Raw genomic sequence first — 22,157 nt, 5'->3', positions numbered from 1 at the left:
TTTACGTGCCGTCAGCTCTGGGTGACCGGCAGGACGGACCCCTTGTACGTGTCCTGGATGAACGTCCTCACCTCGGGCGAGACGAGCAGCCTGGCGAGCTTCCTCACCCGTGGGTCGTCCTCGTTGCCGCGCTTGACGGCGAGGAGGTTGGCGTAGGGGTTGTCCTTCGCCGACTCCAGGAGGACGGCGTTCCTGGTGGGGCTGAGGCCCGCGTCCTGGGCGTAGTTGTTGTTGATCACCGCCGCGTCCACGTCGTCGAGCGAGCGCGGCAGCTGGGCGGCCTCCAGCTCCCTGAACTCCAGGTGCCGGGGGTTGGACGTGACGTCCGCGGGGGACGCGTCCGTGCCGGCGCCCGCCTTCAGCCCGATGACGCCTCCGGCGGCCAGGAGTTTCAGGGCGCGGCCTTCGTTGGTGGTGTCGTTGGGCACGGCGACGGTGGCTCCGTCGGCGAGCTCGGCGACTTTCTTGATCCTGTGGGAGTAGACGCCCATGGGCGGCAGATAGGGCTTCACGACCGAGACCAGGTCCGTGCCCTTGGACTTGTTGAAGTCGTCCAGGTAGGGCTGGTTCTGGTAGAGGTTCGCGTCCAGCGACCCCTCCTGGAGGGCGGTGTTCGGCAGGACGTAGTCGGTGAACTCCTTGATCTCCAGCTTCAGGCCGGCCTTGGCGGCGAGGTGGTCCCTGACGTAGGTGAGCACCTCGCCGGCCGGTACGGCGGTGGCGCCGACGACGAGGGTGTCGTCCTTGCCACCGCCTTTGCCGGAGTCCGTGCCGGTGCCGCAGGCGGTGAGGCCCAGGGCCAGGACCGCCGCCCCCGCCGCGGCGATGACGGACGTGCGCATCGGTTCGGTTTCCCCTCTTTCTCAGAAGGACGGGATGACCGAGCCCTGGTACTTGTCCTCGATGAACTTCTTCACCTCGGGCGAGACGAGGAGCTTGGCGAGCTTCTTGACCCGCGGGTCCTTCTCGTTGCCCTTCTTCACGGCGAGGAAGTTGGCGTACGGGTTGTTCTTGGCGGACTCCAGGACGAGCGCCTCCTTGGCGGGCTTCAGACCGGCGGAGATGGCGTAGTTGCCGTTCACCACGGCGGCGTCCACGTCCTCCAGGGAGCGCGGGGTCTGGGCCGCCTCGACCTCCTTGAACTTGAGGTTCTTGGGGTTCTTGGCGATGTCCTGCGGGGTGGCCTCGTTGCCGGCGCCGTCCTTGAGGGTGATGAGCCCGTTGGCGACGAGCAGCTTCAGGGCGCGGGCCTCGTTGACGGCGTCGTTGGGGACGGCGATGGTCGCACCGCTCTTCAGCGCGTCGGTCTTCTTGACCTTGTGGGAGTACAGGCCGAGCGGCTCCAGGTGCACCGTGACGACGGGCACGATGTGGGTGCCGTGCTTGCCGTTGAAGTCGTCCAGGTACGGCTGGTTCTGGAAGTAGTTGGCGTCCACCGAGCCGTCCTCGGTCGCCGTGTTCGGCGTGATGTAGTCCGTGAACTCCTTGACCTCCAGGTCGAGGCCCGCCTTCTTCGCCAGGTTCTTCTTGACGAAGTCGAGGATCTCGGCGTGCGGGGTCGGGCTCGCGGCGACGACCAGCGGGCCGCTGTAGTCGTGGGAGCCGGAGGAGCTGCCGGAGCCGCAGGCGGTCAGCCCGAAGGTGAGGGCTCCGGCGGCGAGGACGGCGGTGGTGAGCTTGGCGGTGTTACGCACGAAAAGTGCCTTTCCTTAAGGGTGGTGCGACCCGTCGTGGGTGGGGACGGGGGATCGTGGGGCCGCTTACGCGGCCTTGCTGACGTCGGCCGCGGCCGGCTCCTTCGCCTTCAGCAGGCGCAGCTTCGGTCCCGGGCCTGAGCGGCCGCCGCGGCTGTGCAGGGAGCGGGCCGCGAAGTCGCCGGCGAACTGGATGAGGGAGATGACGACGGCGAGGACCGCGACGGTGATCCACATCAGCTGGGTCTCGAAGCGCTGGTAGCCGTAGCGGACGGCGAGGTCGCCGAGGCCGCCGCCGCCGACCGTGCCGGCCATGGCGGAGTAGCCGATGAGGGCGATGACCGTGGTGGTGGTGGAGGCGATCAGCGAGGGCAGGGCCTCGGGGACGAGGACCTTGCGGACGATCGTCCAGGTGTTGCCGCCCATGGACTGCACGGCCTCGACGAGACCGTTGTCCACTTCACGGACGGCCGTCTCGACCAGCCGGGCGAAGAACGGGATGCCGCCGATGGCGAGCGGCACGATCGCGGCGGTCGTACCGATCGTCGTCCCGGTGACCCAGCGCGTGAAGCTCATCAGGGCGACCATCAGGATGATGAACGGCATGGACCGGCCGATGTTCACGACCTGGCCGATCACCTTGTTGGCGAGGACGTTCTGCAGCAGGCCGCCCCGGTCCGTGAGGACGAGGAGCAGGCCGAGCGGGAGACCGACGGCGACGGCGATCAGCGTGGACCACAGCACCATCTGGAACGTCTCGGTACACGCCTGCGACAGCAGCGGCTGTATCTCGGACCAGGTCACTTGGCCCCCTCCTTCACCAGCAGGGCCTCCTGGCCCACGACGTCGATCTGCAGGCCCTGTTCGCGCAGGAACCCGACCGGCACCACGTTGTCCTCGTAGCGGCCGGGCAGTTCGATGCGCATCCGGCCGATCTGGAGGCCGCCGACGGTGTCGATGGCGGCACCGAGGATCGAGATGTCGATGTTGTAGGTGCGCGCGAGCTGGGAGATGACCGGCTGGGTGGCGGCCTCGCCGTGGAAGGTGACGTCGATGACGGTCCGGTCGGCGCCCGTGCGCTCCCCGCTCACCGGGAACAGCGCGGCGGCCAGCTCGGAGCCGGGGGTGGCCAGCAGTTCGCTGACCGTGCCGGACTCCACGATCCGGCCCCGCTCCATGAGGGCGGCGGAGTCGCAGACCGCCTTCACGACGTCCATCTCATGGGTGATGAGCAGGACGGTCAGGCCCAGCTGCCGGTTCAGGTCGCGCAGCAGCTGGAGGATGGAGCGGGTGGTCTCGGGGTCCAGGGCACTGGTGGCCTCGTCGGAGAGCAGCACCTTCGGGTCGCCGGCGAGGGCGCGGGCGATGCCGACGCGCTGCTTCTGGCCGCCGGAGAGCTGGGCCGGGTAGGCCTTGGCCTTGTCGGCGAGGCCGACCAGGTCGAGCAGCTCCAGCGCCTTGCGGGACCGTTCCTTCCCGGACTTGCCGAGGATCTCCAGCGGCAGCTCGACATTGTCCTGCACGGTCCGCGAGGAGAGCAGGTTGAAGTGCTGGAAGACCATGCCGATGTGGCTGCGCGCCCGGCGCAGCTCCTTGCCGGCGCGCGGGCCGCGCCCGGCGAGGGCGGTGAGGTCCTGCCCGGCGACGGTCACGGTGCCGGAGGTGGGGCGCTCCAGCAGGTTGACGCAGCGGATGAGGGAGGACTTGCCGGCGCCGGACTGGCCGATGACGCCGTAGACCTCGCCTTCGCGGACGTGGAGATCGACGCCGTCGAGGGCGGTGATCTCACGGCCGCGGGAGCGGTAGACCTTGGTCAGGCCCGAGGTGGTGATCACAGGGTTTCCGTCACTGTCGAGTGCGCGGGCGTGGGTGTGCCCGGGCACGGGTGCATGCGGTTCAGGCATGGGGAGTGGATGTGCGTCTCGTACGGACTGCGGCGCACGGAGATGCCACGGCTCTCGCTTCGGGGCTCCCCCGCTCTCGACTTCGCTCGAGCGGGGGGGACCCCCATGGCTCAGCTGATGCGAGGGCCCTCTAGAAGGCGCACATTCGACACATCAGGCGACACATACAACGAGCACCGGGCGTCATGGTCGCCTCGGTCGCAAGGGTGCGGCAGCTCGTCGTGGTCATGCGATCAGTAAAGCAGACGTACGGTCCTGACCGGCCGCGACTGTCCGCATACTGGACAGCCTCGGACAGCCGGTGCCGTGAGGTCGGCGACGGACGGAGACCTCCACGCCCCCGCCGGCGACCAGTGCCGACAAGGCCGACAGGTCCTTCACCACCAGATGGGCGGCCAGTTCCTCGGCGCGGTGGTTGTGGCCAACGCCACGGCGGTCATTCCTGGGGGGCGGCGGGCAGGCAGGGCTCGATGCCGACGGCGTCCAGGCGGGCTTCGGCGGCCGCCGGGTGGCGGAGGTCTCGGCGGCGGGCTGCCCGTGCGGCGCCACGCACCCGAACTTCACCACCCGGACCCTGCGGTGGGGTCCAGACCCTGTGGCCCACGGGCGGGGTCGGCGGCCGGCGCCCGTTTCGGCCGTAATAGGGTCACCGCATGCTCAATGCCCTGACGCTGGTGACCGGCGTCGCCGCGCTGCTCCTCGCCGCCTGGTGCGGCTGGGCCGCCTATCGCGACCAGCCGACCAAGGACTGGCACTTCATCGGCATGGCCGTGGTGTCGCTGCTGGCCGCGGTCCAGCTCGTGGTCGGGATCGTGCAGCTGGCACGGGGCGAGAAGCCCGAGCAGGGTACGACGATCTTCGTGGCGTATCTGCTGGGCGCGTTCGCGTGCGTTCCGGCGGCGGGGTTCATGTCACTGGCCGAGCGGACCCGTTGGGGCTCGGTGACGGTGGCGGCCGGCGGTGTGGTGCTGGCCGTGCTGGAGGTGCGGCTCTATGACATCTGGGGAGGCTGAGGTGACGGCGGTGGAGGAGAAGCCGGCCCGGTTGATCAGCGGGCCGGGCATGCTGCTCGTCTGGTTCTACGGCGTGATGGTGGTGGGCGCGGTGTCGCGTTCCGCGTTCCAGATCTCGACGGAGTTCGACCGGGCGCCGCTCGCCTATGCGCTGTCGGCGGTGGCGGGCCTGGTGTACGGCTTCATCACGTACACGCTGATCCGGGGCGGGGAGACCGCTCGGCGGGCGGCGTTGGTGTGCTGCGCCGCCGAGCTCGCGGGTGTGCTGATCGTCGGTACGTGGACGATCGTGGACCCCTCGGCGTTCCCGGACGCGACCGTGTGGTCGAAGTACGGGATGGGCTACGTCTTCATTCCGGTTCTGCTGCCGCTCTCCGCGATGTACTGGCTGCGGAGGGCGCAGAACGAGAGCGGTGCCTGAGGCGCGTCGGCGGCCACGGGTCGTCCGTGGCTTGTCGGGCAGTTCCCCGCGCCCCTGGGTGTTCCCTCACGCCGTAGCCGCGTACGTGCCCGCCTGCTTCTCCAGGACGATCATCTCCACTCCGTCGGTGCCCTTGGACCGGCCCACCGTCTCGTAGCCCGAGCGGCGGTAGAGGCGGAGGTTGCCCTCGCTGCGGTGGCCGGTGAAGAGGCGGAACCTGGTGGCACCCCGCTGCTCCACCAGCGCCGCTTCAGCGGCGCGCAGCAGACGTGCGCCTATGCCGTGGCCCTGGAGGCGGGGGTGGACGCAGAGCTTGCCGATGGCGGCCGTGCCGCCCTCGGTGACCTTGCCGCGCACCGAGCCGACCACCTCCTCGCCGAGCCGGGCGACGAAGACGCAGTCGGAGGCGACCTCCTGACGGACGGAGTCCAGGGTCTGGACCAGCGGGTCGATGCGGTAGTTGCCGTACAGCGCCGCCTCGCTCTGGAAGCACAGGTACTGGAGCCTGAAGATCTGCTCCGCGTCCTGCTCGGTCGCCACCGAGATGGTCACGCTCATGCCCATGTGCGCATGCCTCCCGCTCACCTGATCATCTGTCGTCCCTCACTCCTATCCCCGCACTTCACCGGAAGCAACCTCCGGTGTGAGCAATCGGCGCAGACAACCGAGACATCTGGAGCGTTCCGGGCCAAGGCTGCCCTGTGACATACCCAACTCCCCCGCGATCTCCCGGTATGTCAGGTCCTTCGGGGAGAGCAGGGCCTCCATGAGCCGGGGGCAGCGGCCGGGCAGGCGGCGCACCGCGTCGCGCAGGGCGCGGTACCGGGCCGCGGTGAGGACGTGCTGTTCGGGATCGGTACGGGCGTCGTCGGCGGGCTCGGCACCGTAGGGACGTTCCCGCCGGCTGGTACGGCGGCTGCGGCGGGCCTCGGCGCGCACCGCCTTGCGCAGCCAGCCCTCCGGGTCCGACGGCGGACCGTCGCTCTCCAGGCGCTCCAGCAGGCGGAGCCAGACGGCTTGTTCCAGGTCGCCGGGCTCACTCCCGGCCGCATATGCCTCGGCCGAGGCCTCGGCGGTGAGCAGCGGGTGCAGGGCGGCCACCAAGTCGTACGTCATATGCGAAACGACGCGCCGCCCCGGGAGCAGGTTTCCGGGGCGGCGCACAGACACCCCGAACGGGGTGCGGGAAGGACCGGCCGTTGACGCGGTCAGCCCGCCAGGAAGTCCGCGCGGGCGAGCACGCCGGTGTCGGCGTTGTCGGTGAAGACGCCGTCGATGCCGGTCGCGAAGTACGTCTTGAACGCACCGAAGGAGTCGCCGTAGGCGTCGGCCGCGCCGCCCTTGCGGTACTCGGCCGGGAGGAAGGGGTTCTCGTTGCGCATGGTGTAGGGGTGGAGGACCAGGCCCACCTTGTGCGCGTCGGAGACCAGGGTGGTCGGCTTGCCGAGGGTGCCGTCCGCGTTCTTGGGGATGACCAGGTCCAGGGTCGGGCCGATGCCCTGGGCGTAGCCGGCGATCTCCCGCAGGCCCTTGGGGGTGATGAGGTCGGCGACCGTGCGCGGGTCGCCCGACTCGACGAAGTCGTAGGGACGGCTGTCGGCCGAGGAGAGCAGCACGACGAGCGGGTTGTCGACGAGCTGGTTCAGCTTCTGGATGCTGGTGGGCTCGAAGGACTGCAGGATGACCGGCGAGTTGCGGCCGTCCTTGCCGTACTTGCGCAGCAGCTTGGCGACCCGTTCCTCCAGGCCGAGGCCGAGCTTCCGGAAGTACGTGGGGTGCTTGGTCTCGGGGTAGACGAAGACCTGCTTGCCGCGCTTGCGGGTCTGTTCGTCCTGCCACTTCAGGACCTCTTCGAACGTGGGTATCTCCCAGCGCCCGTTGTAGAGGGTGTTGTGCGGCCGGTTGGCCGGGATGCGCTCGATCGCGCGCAGGGTCTTCAGCTCGGCGAGGGTGAAGTCCTCGGTGAACCAGCCGGTGGTGGAGACCCCGTCGAGGACCTTGGTGGTCCTGCGGTCGGCGAACTCGGGGTGCGAGGCGACGTCCGTGGTGCCGCCGATCTCCGGCTCGTGCCGGCAGACGAGGTGGCCGTCCTTGGTCGGCACGAGGTCGCCCGCCTCGACCACGTCGGCGCCCAGGTCCAGGGCCAGTTCGTAGGAGCCGAAGGTGTGCTCGGGGCGGTAGCCGCTCGCACCCCGGTGGCCGATGATCGTGGGCACCGGCAGGCCCTTCAGCCCCCGGCCGCCGTGTCCGCCCGTCCGGACCCCGGCCGCCTCGGCCGCGCCCGGCAGCCCGAGGACCGCTCCGCTCGCGCCGAACACCGCCGCGCCGAGGATCGCCCGCCGTCCGGTGCCCCGCGTCTTCTCGTTCGCCTGGTCGCTGCCCATATCAGCGCCCTCCTGCCGTCTACTCGTGAGTGCGGGCCGATCGTAGGGGCGTGGACATGACCGAAGGGAGTCCTGGACCCGAACATGCGGGTGTCGCCGGGTGTCCTGCGGGAGGCGTGAGGTGACGGGCCGTGCGCACGGGCCGCTGTGGTGCGTGTCGGGGGGAACGGGCACCCCGCGCGATCTCCGTCACACCGCCACCGGCACGTCACGGCCCGTCCCCGAGGCGTCACCACAGGTAAAACCGTGTCAACTCTTCGTAAGACCTCGGTGAACCGGACGCACCCGATGTGCGCCCGCCCCGGGACCGCGAGTAATGTCCTCACCTGCACAGACTCATATCGATCCCCTCGACATCGGAGGACCCGTTGTCCCGCTTCGCGCTCATCAAGGCAGTGCTCGGACCGATCATGCGCCTGATGTTCCGCCCACAGGTGGAGGGCGCGGAGCACATTCCGGGGGACGGTCCGGTCATTCTGGCCGGAAACCACCTCACCTTCATCGACTCGATCGTGCTGCCGGTGGTCACCAAGCGTCAGGTGTTCTTCATCGGCAAGGACGAGTACGTCACCGGCAAGGGCGTCAAGGGCCGGCTGATGGCCTGGTTCTTCACCGGCGTCGGCATGATCCCGGTGGACCGGGACGGCGCCAGCGGTGGTGTGGCCGCGCTGATGACCGGGCGGCGGATCCTGGAGGAGGGGAAGATCTTCGGGATCTACCCGGAGGGCACGCGCTCGCCCGACGGCCGTCTGTACCGGGGGCGCACCGGGATCGCCCGGCTGACCCTGATGACCGGTGCGCCGGTGGTCCCCTTCGCGATGATCGGCACGGACAAGCTGCAGCCGGGCGGCCGGGGCATCCCGCGGCCCGGCCGGGTCACCGTCCGGTTCGGCGAGGCCATGGAGTTCTCGCGGTACGAGGGGATGGACCGGGACCGCTATGTGCTGCGGGCCGTGACCGACTCCGTGATGGCCGAGGTCATGCGGCTGTCCGGGCAGGAGTACGTGGACATGTACGCCACGAAGGCGAAGGCCGCCTAGGCCCTGCCGTTTGGATCGGCCGGCTGTGAGGTGGGGTGCGCCTGCGACGCCCAGACCTCCCGGTGAGCCGGCCGGTGGGTCGGGGCCGTCCGCCTGCCGGTGGAATCTGCCCCGACACTTCAGCCATTCCGCCGCATTTACCGGCCATATGAGCGCACAACATGTCTTATTCAGACATGCAGAAACCTTCGCGGCGTACCCTGCTCCGTGCTCCGATCGCCACCGCCGGGGCGGGACTCCTGGCGGCCTGCTCCGGTTCCCGCTCCGATCCCCCCTCGCGCCCCCAACACGGGGTCGGCGCGACAAGGTTCGTGCCACCGGGGCCCAAGGGGTACGTCAATCCGTCGGATCCGGAGGTTCTTGCCGCCGAGCGCAAGCGCGGGACCGGCCCCGTACGAAAGTTCAGGTTCACCGCCGCCGAGTCGACGCTCGACCTGGGCGGGAGGTCCGTCCGGAGCTGGGCGTACAACGAGGCGCTCCCGGGCCCGCTGGTGCGCGTCACCGCCGGTGACGTCCTCGACCTCACCCTCGCCAACCGGCTTCCCACCACGACCACGCTGCACTCCCACGGGCTGCGTCTGCGCTGCGACATGGACGGCGCTCCGGGCCTGACCCAGAACGCCATCGACTCCCGGGCCGACTTCACCTACCGCTTCACCGTCGCCCACCCGGGCACGTATCTGTTCCACTCGCACGTCGGCCTGCAGCCCGACCGCGGCCTGTACGCGCCCTTCATCGTCGACGATCCCAAAGAGCCCCTCGCCTACGACAAGGAATGGGTCGTCGTCCTGGACGACTGGGTGGACGGGGTGGACGGCTCCACCCCCGAGCAGGTGCTCGCCCAGCTCAAGCCCGGCTGGAGCGATTCCGGGATGACGGGCATGGCCATGGGTCCCGAACACCACACCCCGAGTCCCCGCGGATCGGCGAGCGCGCACGCGACGCCGTCCCGGCGGTCCGCCGCGGGCGGACACGCGTCGTCGCCCCGGAAACACGCCACAGGCCCCTCCCGGGTGCTGCGCGATTCCCACAGCCGCATGCTGAACGGCGAGGGCGGCAGCGTCGCCTACCCTCTCTACCTGGCCAACGGGCGCCAGGGCAGCAGCCCCTCGGTCTTCCGCTGCCGCCCCGGCGACCGCGTCCGGCTGCGGCTCATCAACGCGGGCTCCGAAACCGCCTTCCGGGTCGCGCTCGGCGACCACAGGATGACGGTCACCCACACCGACGGCTACCCCGTGGAGCACAAGGAGACCGACGCCCTGCTCATCGGCATGGCGGAGCGGTACGACGTCCTGATCACCGCCAAGGACGGCATGTTCCCCCTCGTCGCCCTCCCCGAGGGCAAGAAGGGCAAGGCGCTCGCCGTCCTGCGCACCGACAAGGGGAAAAGCCTTCCGTCACCGGATGTCCGCCCGGACGAACTCGACGGCAAGGTCGTACCCGCCCGCCGGCTGAAGCCGGCCGACTCCGTCGCCCTCGCCGACCGCCGCCCCGACCGCGAGCTGCGCATCCGGCTCACCGGCAGCATGGAGAAGTACGACTGGGGGTTGGACCACAAGCCCTACGACGTGCGGCAGCGGCATCCCGTGCGGGCCGGCGAGCGGGTCCGGCTCACCCTCATCAACGCCACCGACATGTGGCACCCCCTGCATCTGCACGGCCACACGTTCGCGCTCGCGGGACTGGACGCGGTCGGGGCCCGTAAGGACACCTCGATCGTGCTGCCGCACCGCAAGCTGGTCGTCGACTTCGACGCCGACAATCCCGGGCTGTGGATGCTGCACTGCCACAACCAGTACCACTCGGAGAGCGGGATGATGACGGTGCTGGGCTATCGGCGGTGAGCAGCCCTGGGAGTTGCGCTCACCCCGCGCTGTCCAGTTTCTGGTTCTTCAGCATGAACCACGCCGCGACCGACGTCAGCAGCAGGACCGCTGCTCCCACGCCCGAGGCCAGGGTCAGGCCGTGGACGAAGGATTCGCGTGCCGCCGTCAGCAAGGCCTGTGCCGTGTGCGCCGGCATGTGCGCCGACGCCTCCACCGCCGCGCCCAGCGACTCGTGGGCCGCGGCAGGGGTGTCCGCCGGACCGGTGAAGTCGCGGTAGACGCCCGTCACGACGGAGCCCAGCAGGGCGATGCCGAGAGCCGCGCCCAGTTCGTACGCCGTCTCCGAGACCGCCGAGGCGGCGCCCGCCTGGTCCTTGGGGACGCTGGAGAGGATGACGTCCGCGGTGACCGTGAAGGAGAAGCCCGCGCCGATCCCGACGACCAGAAGGACGGCGCCGAGGACCGGGTACCCGGTGGACTGGCCGAGCGTCGTCAGCGCGGTCAGGGCCAGGCCGACGGCCGCCAGACCGCCCGAGACCACCGCCCGTACCGAGAAACGGCGGGCGGCGCGGCCCGCCACCAGGCCGGCCGCCACCGCGCCCACCGCGGCGGGCAGTTCGGCCAGGCCCGCCTCGAACGGGCGCCTGCCCTGGACGAGTTGCAGGTACTGGGAGAGGAAGAACACCAGGCCGGACATGCCGAGCACGGTCAGCAGGTCGGCGAGGACCGCCCCGCTGAAGCCACGGCGCCGGAACAGGCGCATGTCCAGCAGCGGGGCCGGCATGGTGAGCTGGCGGTGCACGAACCCGTACAGCGCGGCGGCGCCCAGCAGACCGGCGGCGAGCGTGGGCCAGGTGAAGCCGTGGGTCGCGGCCTCCTTGACGGCGTACACGACGCCGATCATGCCGACCAGCGACAGGACGACGCTGCTCAGGTCCCAGGGACCGGGGTTCGGGTTGCGGGACTCGGGCAGGGTGCGGACGCCGACCAGGACCAGGACCGCCATCACGGGCAGGTTGATGAGGAAGACCGAGCCCCACCAGAAGTGTTCGAGGAGGAAACCGCCGGTGATCGGGCCGACGGCCGTACCGGCGGAGGCGGTCGCGCCCCAGATGCCGACGGCGAGGCTGCGCTCACGCGCGTCGTGGAAGATGTTGCGGATCAGGGCGAGGGTCGCGGGCATCAGCGTCGCGCCCGCGACACCGAGCAGGGCCCGCGCCAGGATCATCAGTTCGGGAGTCGTCGCATAGGCGTTCAGGACGGACACCGCGCCGAACGCCGTGGCACCGCCGAGCAGGATCCGCTTGCGTCCGATGCGGTCGCCGAGGCTGCCCATGGAGACGAGCAGACCGGCGATGACGAAGGAGTAGACGTCACCGATCCAGAGGAGCTGGGTGCCTGAGGGGTCGAGGTCCTCGCTGATGTACGGGGTTGCCAGACCGAGGACGGTGGCGTCGACGGCCACCAGCAGCACGGCCAGGACGAGGACGGAGAGCGCGAGCCAGCGGCCCGGGCGCTTCACCGCCTCCGTCGTCGCGGCCGGCTGCAGGGTGCTGGTCATGATTCCTCTCTTCGTAGAGCGCCGCCGAGCAACAGCTCGGCGACCATGGTCGGAAAGTCCCGGGAGGCCACACGGCCGTCCAGGGCGGCCCAGGCGCAGGAGGCGGTCAGCCCGTACAGCGCCTCGGTGAGCCAGACGGGGGTCAGGTCGATCCGGAACTCGCCGCTGCGCTGCCCGCGCTGGAAAACCGCCCCGATCCGGGCGTCCAGCCGCTGCCAGCCGTCGTTCTGCCGGTCGCCCTCCCAGAGCTGGCTCTCGCCGTACAGGAAGGCGAGCAGTCCGGCGGCGGGCTGGATCTCCCGCACCAGCCGGCGTACGGCCCCCGCCGCCGGTCCCTCGTCGAGCCGGGCCCGGTCCACTGCCGCCTCGCACTCCTCGATGCCGAGCGCCTCCAGCGCCCGGACGAGCGCGTCACGCCCGGCGAAGTGGCGGTGCAGCGTGGCCCGGCTGATCCCGGCGGCCTTGGCGACCTCGTCCATGGTCGCGGTGGATTTGCGGGTCAACAGGGCGGCGGCGCTGCGCAGCACCTGGTCACGATCGAGGGCCATGAGACAAGAGTAGCCCATGTGAGACATTCATGTCTCATGCTAGGCATGCGTGACTCATCGCCGCTGGTCGTTGCGGGTGATCGTCAGTGCCAGGGCAGCTGTCCGCGCCGCTCCCAGTAGGCGTGCGGGTCCTCGGCGAGCGTGGCGAGACGCGTCAGCCGGTCCGCGTCGAGGTCGACGGCGGGAGCGTGGAGGTTGGAGGCGAGCTGGGTGACGGTCGCGGCGCCGGAGAGGACGACACCCACCCACGGCTGGCGCAGGATCCAGGCGAGGGCCACGGCGTCGCAGCCGAGCGAGGTCTCCTCGGCGACGGTCCGCAGCGCCTGTGGTGCGTGCGGCGCGGCCAGCCGACCGTTGGCCATGCCCTCCTTGACGATCACGGTGAGCCCGGCGTCGTGCGCCTCGGCGAGCGCGGGTGCCGCCGAGGTCTCCAGCACGTTGTACGTCGACTGCACCGTACGGAAGAGGGGCTCGCCGTCCACGGTCACGGCGAGGGCGGCGCGGACGGCGTCGGCCTGGGCGGGGCCGCTGGTGGAGAAGCCGACGGTCAGGCCCTGGGCTGCGGCCTCGGCGAGCCGGGCGTGCAGGTCCTTGTCGGTGAGGGCCGGGCTTTCCGGGGTCACCGAGTGGATCTGGTAGAGGTCGAGCCGGTCGCCGAGCAGGGCGTCGGTCTCGGCGCGCTGCCGCTCGTACGCGGCGAGGCTGTGGTCCTTGACCTCGTGCGTCTCGGCATCCGCCGACCAGCCCGCGGTGTACGTGTAGCCCCATTTGCTGCCGACGACCACGTCGTCGATGTCGGGGCGGGCGTTCAGCCAGTCGGCGAGGAACTCCTCCGAACGGCCGTAGGAGCGGGCCACGTCGAAGTAGCGCACACCCTGGGCGTAGGCGGCGTCGAGGAGTTCGTGGGTCCGGCTCCGGAGGGCATCGACGCTGCGGTTCTCACCAAGGTCGTCCTCTCGGCCGAGGTTGATGTAGCCGGGGCGGCCGACGGCGGCGAGGCCCAGTCCGATGTGGCAGGTGGGGGTTGTCGCTGCGGCCAGTCGGGCGAAGGGCATCGCGGGCTCCGTTCGGTCGGATCCGGTACGGCTTGCGACCAACGTAACCCGTGACGGCCTTGGCCTCGGCGCTCGGGGCGTGCGGTGCGTCGGCGGGTGCGGACGGTTCGCGTGCCCGCGCCCACGCGGCGGAGCCGCACATCGGCACGGCCGCGCCCCTTTCGGGGCGCTTCACTCAGCTCTTCTTCCTGGCGTCCGCCCACTCGTGCTGCGCCGCGACGTCCGCCTTCACCTCGGCCAGCTGTACGGCGACCGCGCTCGGGGCCGTGCCGCCCCGGCCGTTGCGGGCGGCCAGGGCGCCCGGGACGTTGAGGACGGTGCGCACCTCCGGAGTGAGGTGGGCGGAGATCTTCGCGAACTGTTCGTCCGTGAGGTCGTCCAGTTCCTTGCCCTCGGCCTCGGCGACCTTCACGCACTCGCCGGCGACCTCGTGCGCCACGCGGAACGGCACGCCCTGCTTGACCAGCCACTCGGCGATGTCGGTCGCGAGTGAGAAGCCGGCCGGGGCCAGCTCCTCCATGCGCTCGCGGTGGACGGTGAGGGTGGCGATCATGCCGGTGAAGGCGGGGAGCAGCACCTCCAGCTGGTCGCAGGAGTCGAAGACCGGCTCCTTGTCCTCCTGGAGGTCGCGGTTGTAGGCGAGCGGCAGGGCCTTCAGGGTCGCCATCAGCCCCGTCAGGTTGCCGATCAGGCGGCCGGACTTGCCGCGTGCCAGCTCGGCGATGTCCGGGTTCTTCTTCTGCGGCATGATCGACGAGCCCGTGGAGAACGCGTCGTGCAGGGTCACGAAGGAGAACTCCTTCGTGTTCCAGATGATGATCTCCTCGGCGATCCGGGAGATGTTCACGCCGATCATCGCGGTGATGAAGACGAACTCGGCGACGAAGTCACGGGAGGCCGTGCCGTCGATGGAGTTGCCGACGCTGCCGTGCTCGAAGCCGAGGTCCCGCGCGACCGCCTCCGGGTCCAGGCCCAGGGAGGAGCCGGCGAGGGCGCCGGAGCCGTACGGGGAGACCGCCGTGCGCTCGTCCCACTGGCGCAGCCGCTCCGCGTCCCGGGACAGGGACTGGACGTGGGCGAGGACGTGGTGGGCGAAGAGGACCGGCTGGGCGTGCTGGAGGTGGGTACGGCCGGGCATCGCGACGTCCGGGTGGGCCTCGGCGAGGCCGATCAGCGCGTCCTGGAGGTCGGCGATCAGGCCGCCGATCGTACGGGCGTGATCCCTGAGGTACATCCGGAAGAGGGTCGCCACCTGGTCGTTGCGGGAGCGGCCGGCGCGGAGTTTGCCGCCCAGGTCCGGACCGAGGCGCTCCAGCAGGCCACGCTCCAGGGCGGTGTGCACGTCCTCGTCGGCGATGGTGCCCACGAAGGCGCCGGACGCGACGTCCGCCTCGAGCCGGTCGAGCCCGGCGATCATGCGGGTCAGCTCGTCCTCGGTGAGCAGCCCCGCCTTGTGCAGCACGCGCGCGTGGGCACGCGAGCCGGCGATGTCGTAGGGCGCGAGCCGCCAGTCGAAGTGGACGGACGCGGACAGCTTCGCCAGGGCCTCGGCCGGACCGTCGGCGAAACGGGCGCCCCAGAGCCGTACGTCACCGCTGTTGCTGCTCACTTGCGCTGCTCCTAGAGGAAGTGGTGGATGTGCGGACAGTACGCACCGGACTCAGGCGAGGTCGCGCCTGGCGGCGATCTTCGACGACAGGCTGTAGAGGTCGATGAAGCCCTTGGCGGCGGCCTGGTCGAAGGTGTCGCCGGTGTCGTAGGTGGCGAGGTTGAAGTCGTACAGGGAGGACTCGGAGCGGCGGCCGGTGACGACCGCGCGGCCGGCGTGCAGGGTCATCCGGATGTCGCCGCTGACATGCTGGTTGGCCTCGTCGACGAAGCCGTCCAGGGCGCGCTTGAGCGGGGAGAACCACTGGCCGTCGTAGACCAGTTCACCCCAGCGCTGCTCGACCTGCCGCTTGTAGCGGGCCAGTTCGCGCTCGACGGTGACGTTCTCCAGTTCCTGGTGGGCGGTGATCAGGGCGATGGCGCCCGGGGCCTCGTACACCTCGCGGGACTTGATGCCGACGAGGCGGTCCTCGACCATGTCGATCCGGCCGACGCCCTGGGCGCCGGCGCGCTCGTTGAGCTGCTGGATCGCCTGCAGGACGGTGACGGGACCGCCGTCGATCGCGACGGGCACACCCTCCTTGAAGGTGATGACCACCTCGTCCGCCTCGCGCGGGACGGCCGGGTCGGCGGTGTACTCGTAGATGTCCTCGACGGGGGCGTTCCAGATGTCCTCCAGGAAGCCCGTCTCGACCGCGCGCCCGAAGACGTTCTGGTCGATGGAGTACGGGGACTTCCTGGTGGTGGCGATCGGGAGCCGCCTGGCCTCGCAGAAGGCGATCGCCTTGTCCCGGGTCATCGCGTAGTCGCGGACCGGGGCGATGCACTTCAGGTCGGGGGCGAGGGCGACGATGCCCGCCTCGAAACGGACCTGGTCGTTGCCCTTGCCGGTGCAGCCATGGGCGACGGTCGTGGCGCCGTGCTTCCTCGCGGCGGCGACCAGGTGCTTGACGATCGCGGGCCGGGACAGGGCGGAGACCAGCGGGTAGCGGTCCATGTAGAGGGCGTTGGCCTTGATCGCCGGAAGGCAGTACTCGTCGGCGAACTCGTCCTTGGCGTCGGCGACCTCGGCCTCGACGGCACCGCAGGCGAGGGCGCGCTTGCGGATGACGTCCAGGTCCTCGCCCCCCTGGCCGACGTCCACCGCGACGGCGATGACCTCGGCGCCCGTCTCCTCGGCGATCCAGCCGATGGCGACGGAGGTGTCCAGACCGCCCGAATAGGCGAGTACGACGCGCTCGGTCACGGGTTTCTCCTCACACTGCCTCTGCTGTCATGCATGAGTATGCAGGGGTCTGCATGATTCGTCAATCCTCGGGGCCCCTGAGCGACAGCAACCGCTTTCTCCTGCTTCGACTTCGTGGACTTTCATTAGACAGGCGAAGGAGTTGCGACAATAATCGTTAGACATGGGAAAGACCTATGAGCGCATCGACGGCAGGCTCCGGACGTTCATCGAGGAGCAACCCCTCTTCTTCACCGCGACCGCCCCGCTGTCCGGCGACGGCACGGTCAACCTCTCCCCCAAAGGCCTCAAGGGTTCCTTCGCCGTCATCGACGAACTGACCGTGGCCTACCTGGACTTCGCCGGTTCCAACGCGGAGACCGTCGCGCACCTCAGGGAGAACGGCCGGATCACCCTGATGTGGTGCGCCTTCCAGGGCCCGCCGAACATCGTGCGCGTGCACGGCCGGGGCGAACCCGTCTTCCGGGACGACCCGCGCTTCAAGGAGCTGCTCGCCCACTTCCCCGACATCGACCCGACCCCGCACGGACTGCGCGCGGTCATCGTCGTACACGCGGACCTGGTCCGGGACACCTGCGGGTACACCGTCCCCTACATGGCGTACGAGAGCGACCGCGACCTGCACGGCAAGCGTTTCGCGCGGGAGGACGACGCGTCGCTGGGCGCGTACTTCGAGAAGAAGGAACATGTCGCGACGAGCCTGGACGGACTACCCGGGCTGCCGTTGCCGCTTCCGCCGTCTACCGTCTGAGCCATGCGCCCCGGTGTCGTGCTGGCCCTCGTGTCCGCGTCCTCGCTCGCCCTGCTCGGCTCCGCCCCGGGTGACGGGTCCGACCCGCTGCCCGCGCGCATGGCGGACACCGGCGGCGGCAGCCAGCTGATCACCGCGCAGGCGGACCGCGCCGACTCCACCACGGGCACGCTCACCTGGTGGGACCAGAAGGACGGGCAGTGGGTGCAGGCCGGTACGGCACCGGCGCGGTTCGGAGCGAACGGGCTCGTCGACGGCGGCTCACGTGTGCAGGGCACGAACACCACACCGACCGGACTGTACGACCTTCCGTTCGGCTTCGGGATCAAGGCGGCGCCGAGCGGGACGAGCGTCGAGTACCGGACGGTGAAGGAGAGTTCGTGGTGGTGCCAGGACAATGACTCGGTGTCGTACAACCGGTGGGTGGACCCGTTGCCGGGCGACTGCCGGGCGTCCGAGTCGGAGCACCTGATCACCTATACGACGCAGTATGCGTACGGGCTCGTCATCGGGTTCAACTACGCCCAGCCGGTGCGCGGGCGCGGCGCCGGCATCTTCCTGCACGTCAACGGGCTGGGCGCCACGGCTGGGTGTGTGTCGGTGCCGGCGGACGCGATGGAGCGGATTCTTCGGTGGGTCGAGCCCGGGAAGCGGGCGCACATGGCCATCGGGACCACGGACGGGATCACGGCCCTCACCCAGTACTGAACGTGCCGTGCGCTCGCGCGGCGCAGGCGCGTGCCGGCACGGCCCCGCCCCCCTCCTCAGGTCGGCAGGCGCACCGTGAACGTCGTGGAGCCCGGTGTGCTCTCCACGTCCACGCCGCCCCCGTGCGCCTCCGCCACCGCCGTCACGATCGACAGCCCCAGGCCCGCGCCGGCGCCGGGAGCGTCCGCTCGACGGCGGTGTTCTGCTCGGGTGAAGCGTTCGAAGACATCGGGCTGGAGGCCCTCGGGGACGCCGGGGCCGTCGTCGTGGACGGAGAGGAGGGCCGAGTCGGCGGTGGTCTCCAGGGTGACCGTGACCTTGGTGCCCACGGGCGTGTGCAAACGCGCGTTGGCCAACAGGTTGGCCAACACCTGGTGGAGTCGGTGGGCGTCTCCCGGCACCGTCACCGGTTCCTCCGGGAGGTCCAGGGTCCAGCGGTGTCCGGGGCCGGTGGCGCGGGCGTCCGTGACCGCGTCCAGCACGAGGTGCGTCAGGTCGACCGGGCCGCGCTCCAGGGGGCGGCCCGCGTCGAGGCGGGCCAGCAGGAGCAGGTCGTCGACCATCTCACCCATGCGGGCGGACTCGGCCGTGATGCGCCGCAGGGCGCGCGTCACCTCCGGTGGCACCGGCCCCGGATGGAGGAGGGCCAGTTCGGCGTGGCCCCGGACCGAGGCGACCGGGGTGCGCAGCTCGTGGCTGGCGTCGGCGGCGAAGCGGCGCAGCCGCTCCTCGCTCGCGTGCCGCTTGGTCAGCGCGTCCTCGACATGGCCGAGCATGCGGTTGAAGGCCCCGGCGACCCGGCCGACCTCGCTGTCCGGGTCGGCGTCCGGAGCCCGCGCCGGCAGCGCCACCTCGCCGCTGGCCAGGGGCAGCTCACTGACCCGGGTGGCGGTGGCGGCGACCCGGCTGAGCGGGCGCAGGGACCAGCGGACCCAGAAGGCGCCGGCCACGCCGGTCACCACGAGCGCGAGGCCGAAGACGACCCCGGCGACCAGTTCCAGGCGGTGGACCGTGGCCTGGACCGGCTCCAGCGGCAGGCCGACGACCAGCACGTCCCCGTCCCGGCCGGCGGAGGCGACGACCCGGTAGTCGTCCAGGGCGGAGAGCTCGACGGTGTGGGGCCGGCCGTCGACCGGTACCCGGGCCAGGCGTGCGCTGTCCTGCGCCGTCAGGTCGACGCTCAGGTCGGCGGACGGGTCGCCGCCCCGGATGAGGCCCTTGTGGGTGACCGTGCCGTTCAGCAGGCGCGCGCCGAAGGTGCCGGTCGCCATCCGGCGGGTGTCGCCGTGTTCGTCCCCGTCGTGGTCGTCCGGCAGCCTGCCGTTGTGTTCCAGGCTCTCCGGGAACCGGGTGCCGACCTGGGCGAGCTGTTCGTCCAGGCGCTGGGTGAGGAAGCCGTTCAGCTCGACGACCGCCGCCACGCCCACGGCCGCGCAGCTCACCGCCAGCAGCACCACCAGGCCGAAGGTCAGCCGGGCGCGCAGGGTGCGCAGGCGGGGCGGGCGCAGGTGCCGTGCGGGCCTCACCTGGGCACCGGCTTCAGGACGTACCCCGCTCCGCGCACCGTGTGGATCATGGGCTCGCGGCCCGCGTCGACCTTCTTGCGCAGGTAGGAGATGTACAGCTCCACGACATGGGCGCGACCGCCGAAGTCGTAGGACCACACCCGGTCGAGTATCTGCGCCTTGCTCAGCACACGGCGCGGGTTGCGCATGAGGAAGCGGAGGAGTTCGAACTCGGTGGGTGAGAGTTCGACCAGTTCGCCGGCCCGGGTGACCTCGCGGGCCTCCTCGTCCATCACCAGGTCGCCCACGGTCAGGCGTGGGCCCTCCTCCTGCTGCCGGGCCATGCCGGCGCGGCGCAGCAGGCCGCGCAGCCGGGCGACGACCTCCTCCAGGCTGAAGGGCTTGGTGACGTAGTCGTCGCCGCCCGCGGTGATACCGGCGATGCGGTCCTCGACCGCGTCCCGTGCCGTGAGGAAGAGGACACAGACGTCCGGCTTCACCTCGTGCAGGCGGCGCAGCACGGCGAAGCCGTCGGTGTCGGGGAGCATCACGTCCAGGACGACGGCGTCGGGCAGCAGCTCGCGCGCGGTGGTCAGGGCCGAGGCACCGTCGCCGGCCGCGCGCACCTCCCAGCCCTCGTAGCGCAGGGCGCCGGTGAGCACCTCGGCGAGGTCGGGGTCGTCGTCGACGACGAGGACGCGCAGCGGGGTGCCGTCGGGTCGGGTGAGGGCCGGGCGGCCGGAACGGGTGGTGTTCATCGCGCTTACCAGCATCACCCAGGTGGACGGGTGGGGCGTACCGCCCGCCCTCTGAGTTTTCTCTGAGTGCGCTCCCCCGTCCGCTGCACACGGGCTGCGGACAACCTGTGAATCCGCTCTCAGAACCCCTGGTCACAGGCTCGCTCAGAGGTGGCTCAGAACTTCGCCCCGCACAGTGGCCGCTACACCGGACCAGGCCGGTACGACGGACCCCGCGGGACAACCCCCGCGGCCAGGAGATCAACAGCTACGCACTCCCCCAGCTGCGGCGTGAGGCGCTGGCCGCGCGGAGCGCGGACATCGGCATGGCGTCGGGCGCCACGTGCACCAGCACCGGCTACCGGCGGTCCCTCCAGTCCGCACTGCACCCGGCGGGACTGTGAGGCGGGGTCTCTGAACACCCGGCGCATGCGGCACGTATCTCTGGGCCAAGGGTCAAGTCCCCACGGAGGAACCGTGACCACCACGCTCGCAGGCGGACGTGCCGCCCGCCGACAGACGATGCGCCGCATCCGCCCGCGCCGCTCCCCGGCCGTCCCGCTGCTGCTCGCCGTCTGGGCGGGCGCGGCGGCCGTCCTGTGGCTCTGGTGGCACAACACACCGTCCGTCGCCGACGACAACAGCAGGATCCTCAACGCGGGCCGGATCACCGGCCTGCTGGCCGGCTATCTGATGGCGCTGGTCGTGCTGCAGATGGCGCGCGTACCGGCGCTGGAGCGGCGGGTCGGCTCCGACCGGGTGGCCCGCTGGCACGCGATGAGCGGCCGCTACACCCTCTGCCTGATCGTGGCGCACGTGTTCCTCACCATGTGGGGGTACGCGCTGCAGGCGGGCAAGTCGCTGGGCGACATCGTGCAGCAGACCATCGACTCCATCAACCAGCTGCCGGACATGGGCAAGGCCGCGATCGGCACGGGCCTGTTCGTGCTCATCGGCCTGACCTCGATCGGCCCGGTCCGCCGCCGGATGCCGTACGACACCTGGTACCACGTGCACCTGATGACGTACGCCGCGGTGTTCCTGACGTTCTGGCACCAGATCACCACCGGCAACGACTTCGCGGTCGAGCCCATGGCGAAGACCTTCTGGTACGGCCTGTACGGCACGGTCACCGCACTGGTGATCTGGTACCGGATCCTCACCCCGATCCGGCTGAACCTCAAGCACCGGATGCGTGTGGAGGCGGTCATCGAGGAGACGCCGGGCATCGTGTCGGTGCTGATCGGCGGGCGGAAGCTGCACCGGATGGGCGCGGAGGCGGGCCAGTTCTTCCGCTGGCGCTTCCTCGCACCGGGCATGCGCTTCAGCTCGCACCCGTACTCGCTGTCGGCGGCCCCCCGCCCGGACATGCTGCGGATCACGGTGAAGGCGATCGGCGACCACAGCGCACGGCTGCGCGAGCTGACGCCCGGCACCCGGGTGTGGGCGGAGGGCCCGTACGGCGCGATGACCGCCCAGCGCCGCAGCCGGGGCAAGGTCCTGCTGGTCGCGGGCGGGGTCGGCATCACGCCGATGCGGGCGCTGTTCGAGACGCTGCCCGGGGCGGCCGGTGACATCACCCTGCTCTACCGGGCCAACAGCACCCAGGACCTGGCGCTGTGGGACGAGCTGGCGAAGATCGCCGACGAGCGGGGCGCCCGGCTGATGTACGCGGTGAACAGCCCGGAGGGCGAGCGTCCGGACATCTCCGCCGAGAACCTCCAGCGCAAGATCCCGGACATCGACGACCACGACGTGTTCATGTGCGGCCCGACCGGGTTCGCGCAGTCGGTGTACGAGGCGCTGCGCGGCGCGGGGGTCCCCGCCCGCCGCATCCACCACGAGTCGTTCGAGATGTGAGCAGGAGCTGCGAAGCGATGAGGAAGAGCCACCCGATCCGCCGGGTCGTCCTGGCCACGGCCGCCACCGTGTCCGGTGTCGTACTGCTGCTGTCGCTGAAGCCCGCGACCGACCCGGCCTCGGCGTCGGCGGTGGGCGCGGCGCCGTCACAGGGCGCGGGGGCGCAGCAGTCACCTCAGGGCGGCACCGAGGGCGGCGCGCAGGCCTCCACCGGCTCCGGCACGGTGACCGGTGACGCGGCGCAGACGCAGTACGGGACCGTGCAGGTACGGCTGACCGTCGCCGGCGGCAAGGTC

General features: G+C 70.7%; 21 protein-coding genes and 2 pseudogenes. 9 read left to right on the top strand and 14 right to left on the bottom strand.

The genetic code is table 11. The features are described 5' to 3' along the window. Positions 1-11: 11 nt before the first annotated feature. From ACWC94_RS28440 to ACWC94_RS28425, 4 genes are all read right to left on the bottom strand, one after another. Positions 12-842 carry a MetQ/NlpA family ABC transporter substrate-binding protein gene (locus ACWC94_RS28440; RefSeq protein WP_450799985.1) on the bottom strand — a complete coding sequence of 277 codons (831 nt, stop codon included), beginning with the start codon at positions 840-842 and terminating at the stop codon, positions 12-14. A gap of 21 nt (positions 843-863) precedes the next feature. After that, positions 864-1,694, bottom strand: coding sequence for a MetQ/NlpA family ABC transporter substrate-binding protein (locus ACWC94_RS28435; protein WP_450799983.1), 831 nt, complete (start codon positions 1,692-1,694; stop codon positions 864-866). A 66-nt stretch (positions 1,695-1,760) separates the two neighbouring features. Next, the gene (locus ACWC94_RS28430; protein ID WP_450799981.1) at positions 1,761-2,498 is read right to left on the bottom strand and encodes a methionine ABC transporter permease; all 738 of its coding nucleotides are present in this window, start codon (positions 2,496-2,498) and stop codon (positions 1,761-1,763) included. Next, entirely contained in the window at positions 2,495-3,529 is a 1,035-nt protein-coding gene (locus tag ACWC94_RS28425; protein ID WP_450800007.1) for a methionine ABC transporter ATP-binding protein, read from the bottom strand. Before ACWC94_RS28425 ends, ACWC94_RS28430 begins: the two co-directional genes overlap by 4 nt. 722 nt (positions 3,530-4,251) lie before the next feature. Between ACWC94_RS28425 and ACWC94_RS28420 the strand changes: the two genes are divergently transcribed. Both ACWC94_RS28420 and ACWC94_RS28415 read left to right on the top strand, forming a co-directional pair. Then, on the top strand, positions 4,252-4,611 hold the full coding sequence (locus tag ACWC94_RS28420; RefSeq protein ID WP_450799980.1) for a hypothetical protein: 360 nt from the start codon (positions 4,252-4,254) through the stop codon (positions 4,609-4,611). Further along, positions 4,592-5,032 (top strand): hypothetical protein, encoded by a 441-nt coding sequence (locus ACWC94_RS28415; RefSeq protein ID WP_450799979.1) that lies wholly within the window; start codon positions 4,592-4,594, stop codon positions 5,030-5,032. The genes ACWC94_RS28420 and ACWC94_RS28415 overlap by 20 nt, the downstream gene beginning before the upstream one ends. Before the next feature lie 66 nt (positions 5,033-5,098). Here the strand turns inward: ACWC94_RS28415 and ACWC94_RS28410 are convergent, their stop codons facing one another. From ACWC94_RS28410 to ACWC94_RS28400, 3 genes are all read right to left on the bottom strand, one after another. Continuing rightward, positions 5,099-5,596, bottom strand: coding sequence for a GNAT family N-acetyltransferase (locus ACWC94_RS28410; protein ID WP_450799978.1), 498 nt, complete (start codon positions 5,594-5,596; stop codon positions 5,099-5,101). 45 nt (positions 5,597-5,641) lie between these two features. Then, the gene (locus ACWC94_RS28405; protein WP_450799976.1) at positions 5,642-6,148 is read right to left on the bottom strand and encodes a sigma-70 family RNA polymerase sigma factor; all 507 of its coding nucleotides are present in this window, start codon (positions 6,146-6,148) and stop codon (positions 5,642-5,644) included. Positions 6,149-6,240: 92 nt separating this feature from the next. Continuing rightward, complete coding sequence (locus tag ACWC94_RS28400) at positions 6,241-7,416, bottom strand: glycerophosphodiester phosphodiesterase (protein WP_450799974.1); 1,176 nt, start codon at positions 7,414-7,416, stop codon at positions 6,241-6,243. A gap of 368 nt (positions 7,417-7,784) precedes the next feature. Here ACWC94_RS28400 and ACWC94_RS28395 point away from each other — a divergent pair, with 368 nt between their 5' ends. Both ACWC94_RS28395 and ACWC94_RS28390 read left to right on the top strand, forming a co-directional pair. After that, the gene (locus ACWC94_RS28395; RefSeq protein ID WP_059248306.1) at positions 7,785-8,456 is read left to right on the top strand and encodes a lysophospholipid acyltransferase family protein; all 672 of its coding nucleotides are present in this window, start codon (positions 7,785-7,787) and stop codon (positions 8,454-8,456) included. A gap of 176 nt (positions 8,457-8,632) precedes the next feature. Then, positions 8,633-10,300 carry a multicopper oxidase family protein gene (locus tag ACWC94_RS28390; RefSeq protein WP_450799972.1) on the top strand — a complete coding sequence of 556 codons (1,668 nt, stop codon included), beginning with the start codon at positions 8,633-8,635 and terminating at the stop codon, positions 10,298-10,300. Between the two features lie 19 nt (positions 10,301-10,319). Here ACWC94_RS28390 and ACWC94_RS28385 read toward each other — a convergent pair whose 3' ends face one another. From ACWC94_RS28385 to ACWC94_RS28365, 5 genes are all read right to left on the bottom strand, one after another. Next, on the bottom strand, positions 10,320-11,843 hold the full coding sequence (locus ACWC94_RS28385; protein WP_450799971.1) for an MFS transporter: 1,524 nt from the start codon (positions 11,841-11,843) through the stop codon (positions 10,320-10,322). Continuing rightward, positions 11,840-12,391 carry a TetR/AcrR family transcriptional regulator gene (locus tag ACWC94_RS28380; protein WP_450799969.1) on the bottom strand — a complete coding sequence of 184 codons (552 nt, stop codon included), beginning with the start codon at positions 12,389-12,391 and terminating at the stop codon, positions 11,840-11,842. The genes ACWC94_RS28385 and ACWC94_RS28380 overlap by 4 nt, the downstream gene beginning before the upstream one ends. An 83-nt stretch (positions 12,392-12,474) precedes the next feature. Further along, complete coding sequence (locus ACWC94_RS28375) at positions 12,475-13,446, bottom strand: aldo/keto reductase (protein ID WP_450799968.1); 972 nt, start codon at positions 13,444-13,446, stop codon at positions 12,475-12,477. A gap of 175 nt (positions 13,447-13,621) precedes the next feature. Beyond that, positions 13,622-15,055, bottom strand: a complete 1,434-nt coding sequence (gene argH / locus ACWC94_RS28370; protein WP_450799966.1) for an argininosuccinate lyase — start codon at positions 15,053-15,055, stop codon at positions 13,622-13,624. 51 nt (positions 15,056-15,106) lie between these two features. Beyond that, on the bottom strand, positions 15,107-16,300 hold the full coding sequence (locus ACWC94_RS28365; RefSeq protein ID WP_450799963.1) for an argininosuccinate synthase: 1,194 nt from the start codon (positions 16,298-16,300) through the stop codon (positions 15,107-15,109). A gap of 163 nt (positions 16,301-16,463) precedes the next feature. On the opposite strand from ACWC94_RS28365, the gene ACWC94_RS28360 reads away from it, so the two are divergent. Together ACWC94_RS28360 and ACWC94_RS28355 are read left to right on the top strand one after the other, a co-directional pair. Beyond that, the gene (locus ACWC94_RS28360) at positions 16,464-17,051 is read left to right on the top strand and encodes a pyridoxamine 5'-phosphate oxidase family protein (protein ID WP_450799961.1); all 588 of its coding nucleotides are present in this window, start codon (positions 16,464-16,466) and stop codon (positions 17,049-17,051) included. Positions 17,052-17,054: 3 nt separating this feature from the next. Continuing rightward, positions 17,055-17,759, top strand: coding sequence for a L,D-transpeptidase family protein (locus tag ACWC94_RS28355; protein ID WP_450799959.1), 705 nt, complete (start codon positions 17,055-17,057; stop codon positions 17,757-17,759). A gap of 56 nt (positions 17,760-17,815) precedes the next feature. Here ACWC94_RS28355 and ACWC94_RS28350 read toward each other — a convergent pair whose 3' ends face one another. Together ACWC94_RS28350 and ACWC94_RS28345 are read right to left on the bottom strand one after the other, a co-directional pair. Beyond that, positions 17,816-19,285, bottom strand: a complete 1,470-nt coding sequence (locus ACWC94_RS28350) for a sensor histidine kinase (RefSeq protein WP_450799957.1) — start codon at positions 19,283-19,285, stop codon at positions 17,816-17,818. Further along, positions 19,282-20,022 (bottom strand): response regulator transcription factor, encoded by a 741-nt coding sequence (locus ACWC94_RS28345; RefSeq protein WP_450799956.1) that lies wholly within the window; start codon positions 20,020-20,022, stop codon positions 19,282-19,284. Before ACWC94_RS28345 ends, ACWC94_RS28350 begins: the two co-directional genes overlap by 4 nt. 212 nt (positions 20,023-20,234) lie before the next feature. On the opposite strand from ACWC94_RS28345, the pseudogene ACWC94_RS28340 reads away from it, so the two are divergent. The 3 genes and pseudogenes from ACWC94_RS28340 to ACWC94_RS28330 form a co-directional block, all read left to right on the top strand. After that, positions 20,235-20,405 (top strand): annotated as a pseudogene (locus tag ACWC94_RS28340) (FMN-binding protein); the annotation flags it as partial. 73 nt (positions 20,406-20,478) lie between these two features. Further along, positions 20,479-21,861 (top strand): ferredoxin reductase family protein, encoded by a 1,383-nt coding sequence (locus ACWC94_RS28335; RefSeq protein ID WP_450799954.1) that lies wholly within the window; start codon positions 20,479-20,481, stop codon positions 21,859-21,861. A 17-nt stretch (positions 21,862-21,878) separates the two neighbouring features. Beyond that, positions 21,879-22,157 (top strand): annotated as a pseudogene (locus ACWC94_RS28330) (FMN-binding protein); the annotation flags it as partial.

The sequence above is a fragment of the Streptomyces sp. NPDC001135 genome (assembly GCF_053598395.1).
Note: the sequence above shows the minus strand (reverse complement) of the source record. Positions and strands in the feature narration are given on the sequence as shown.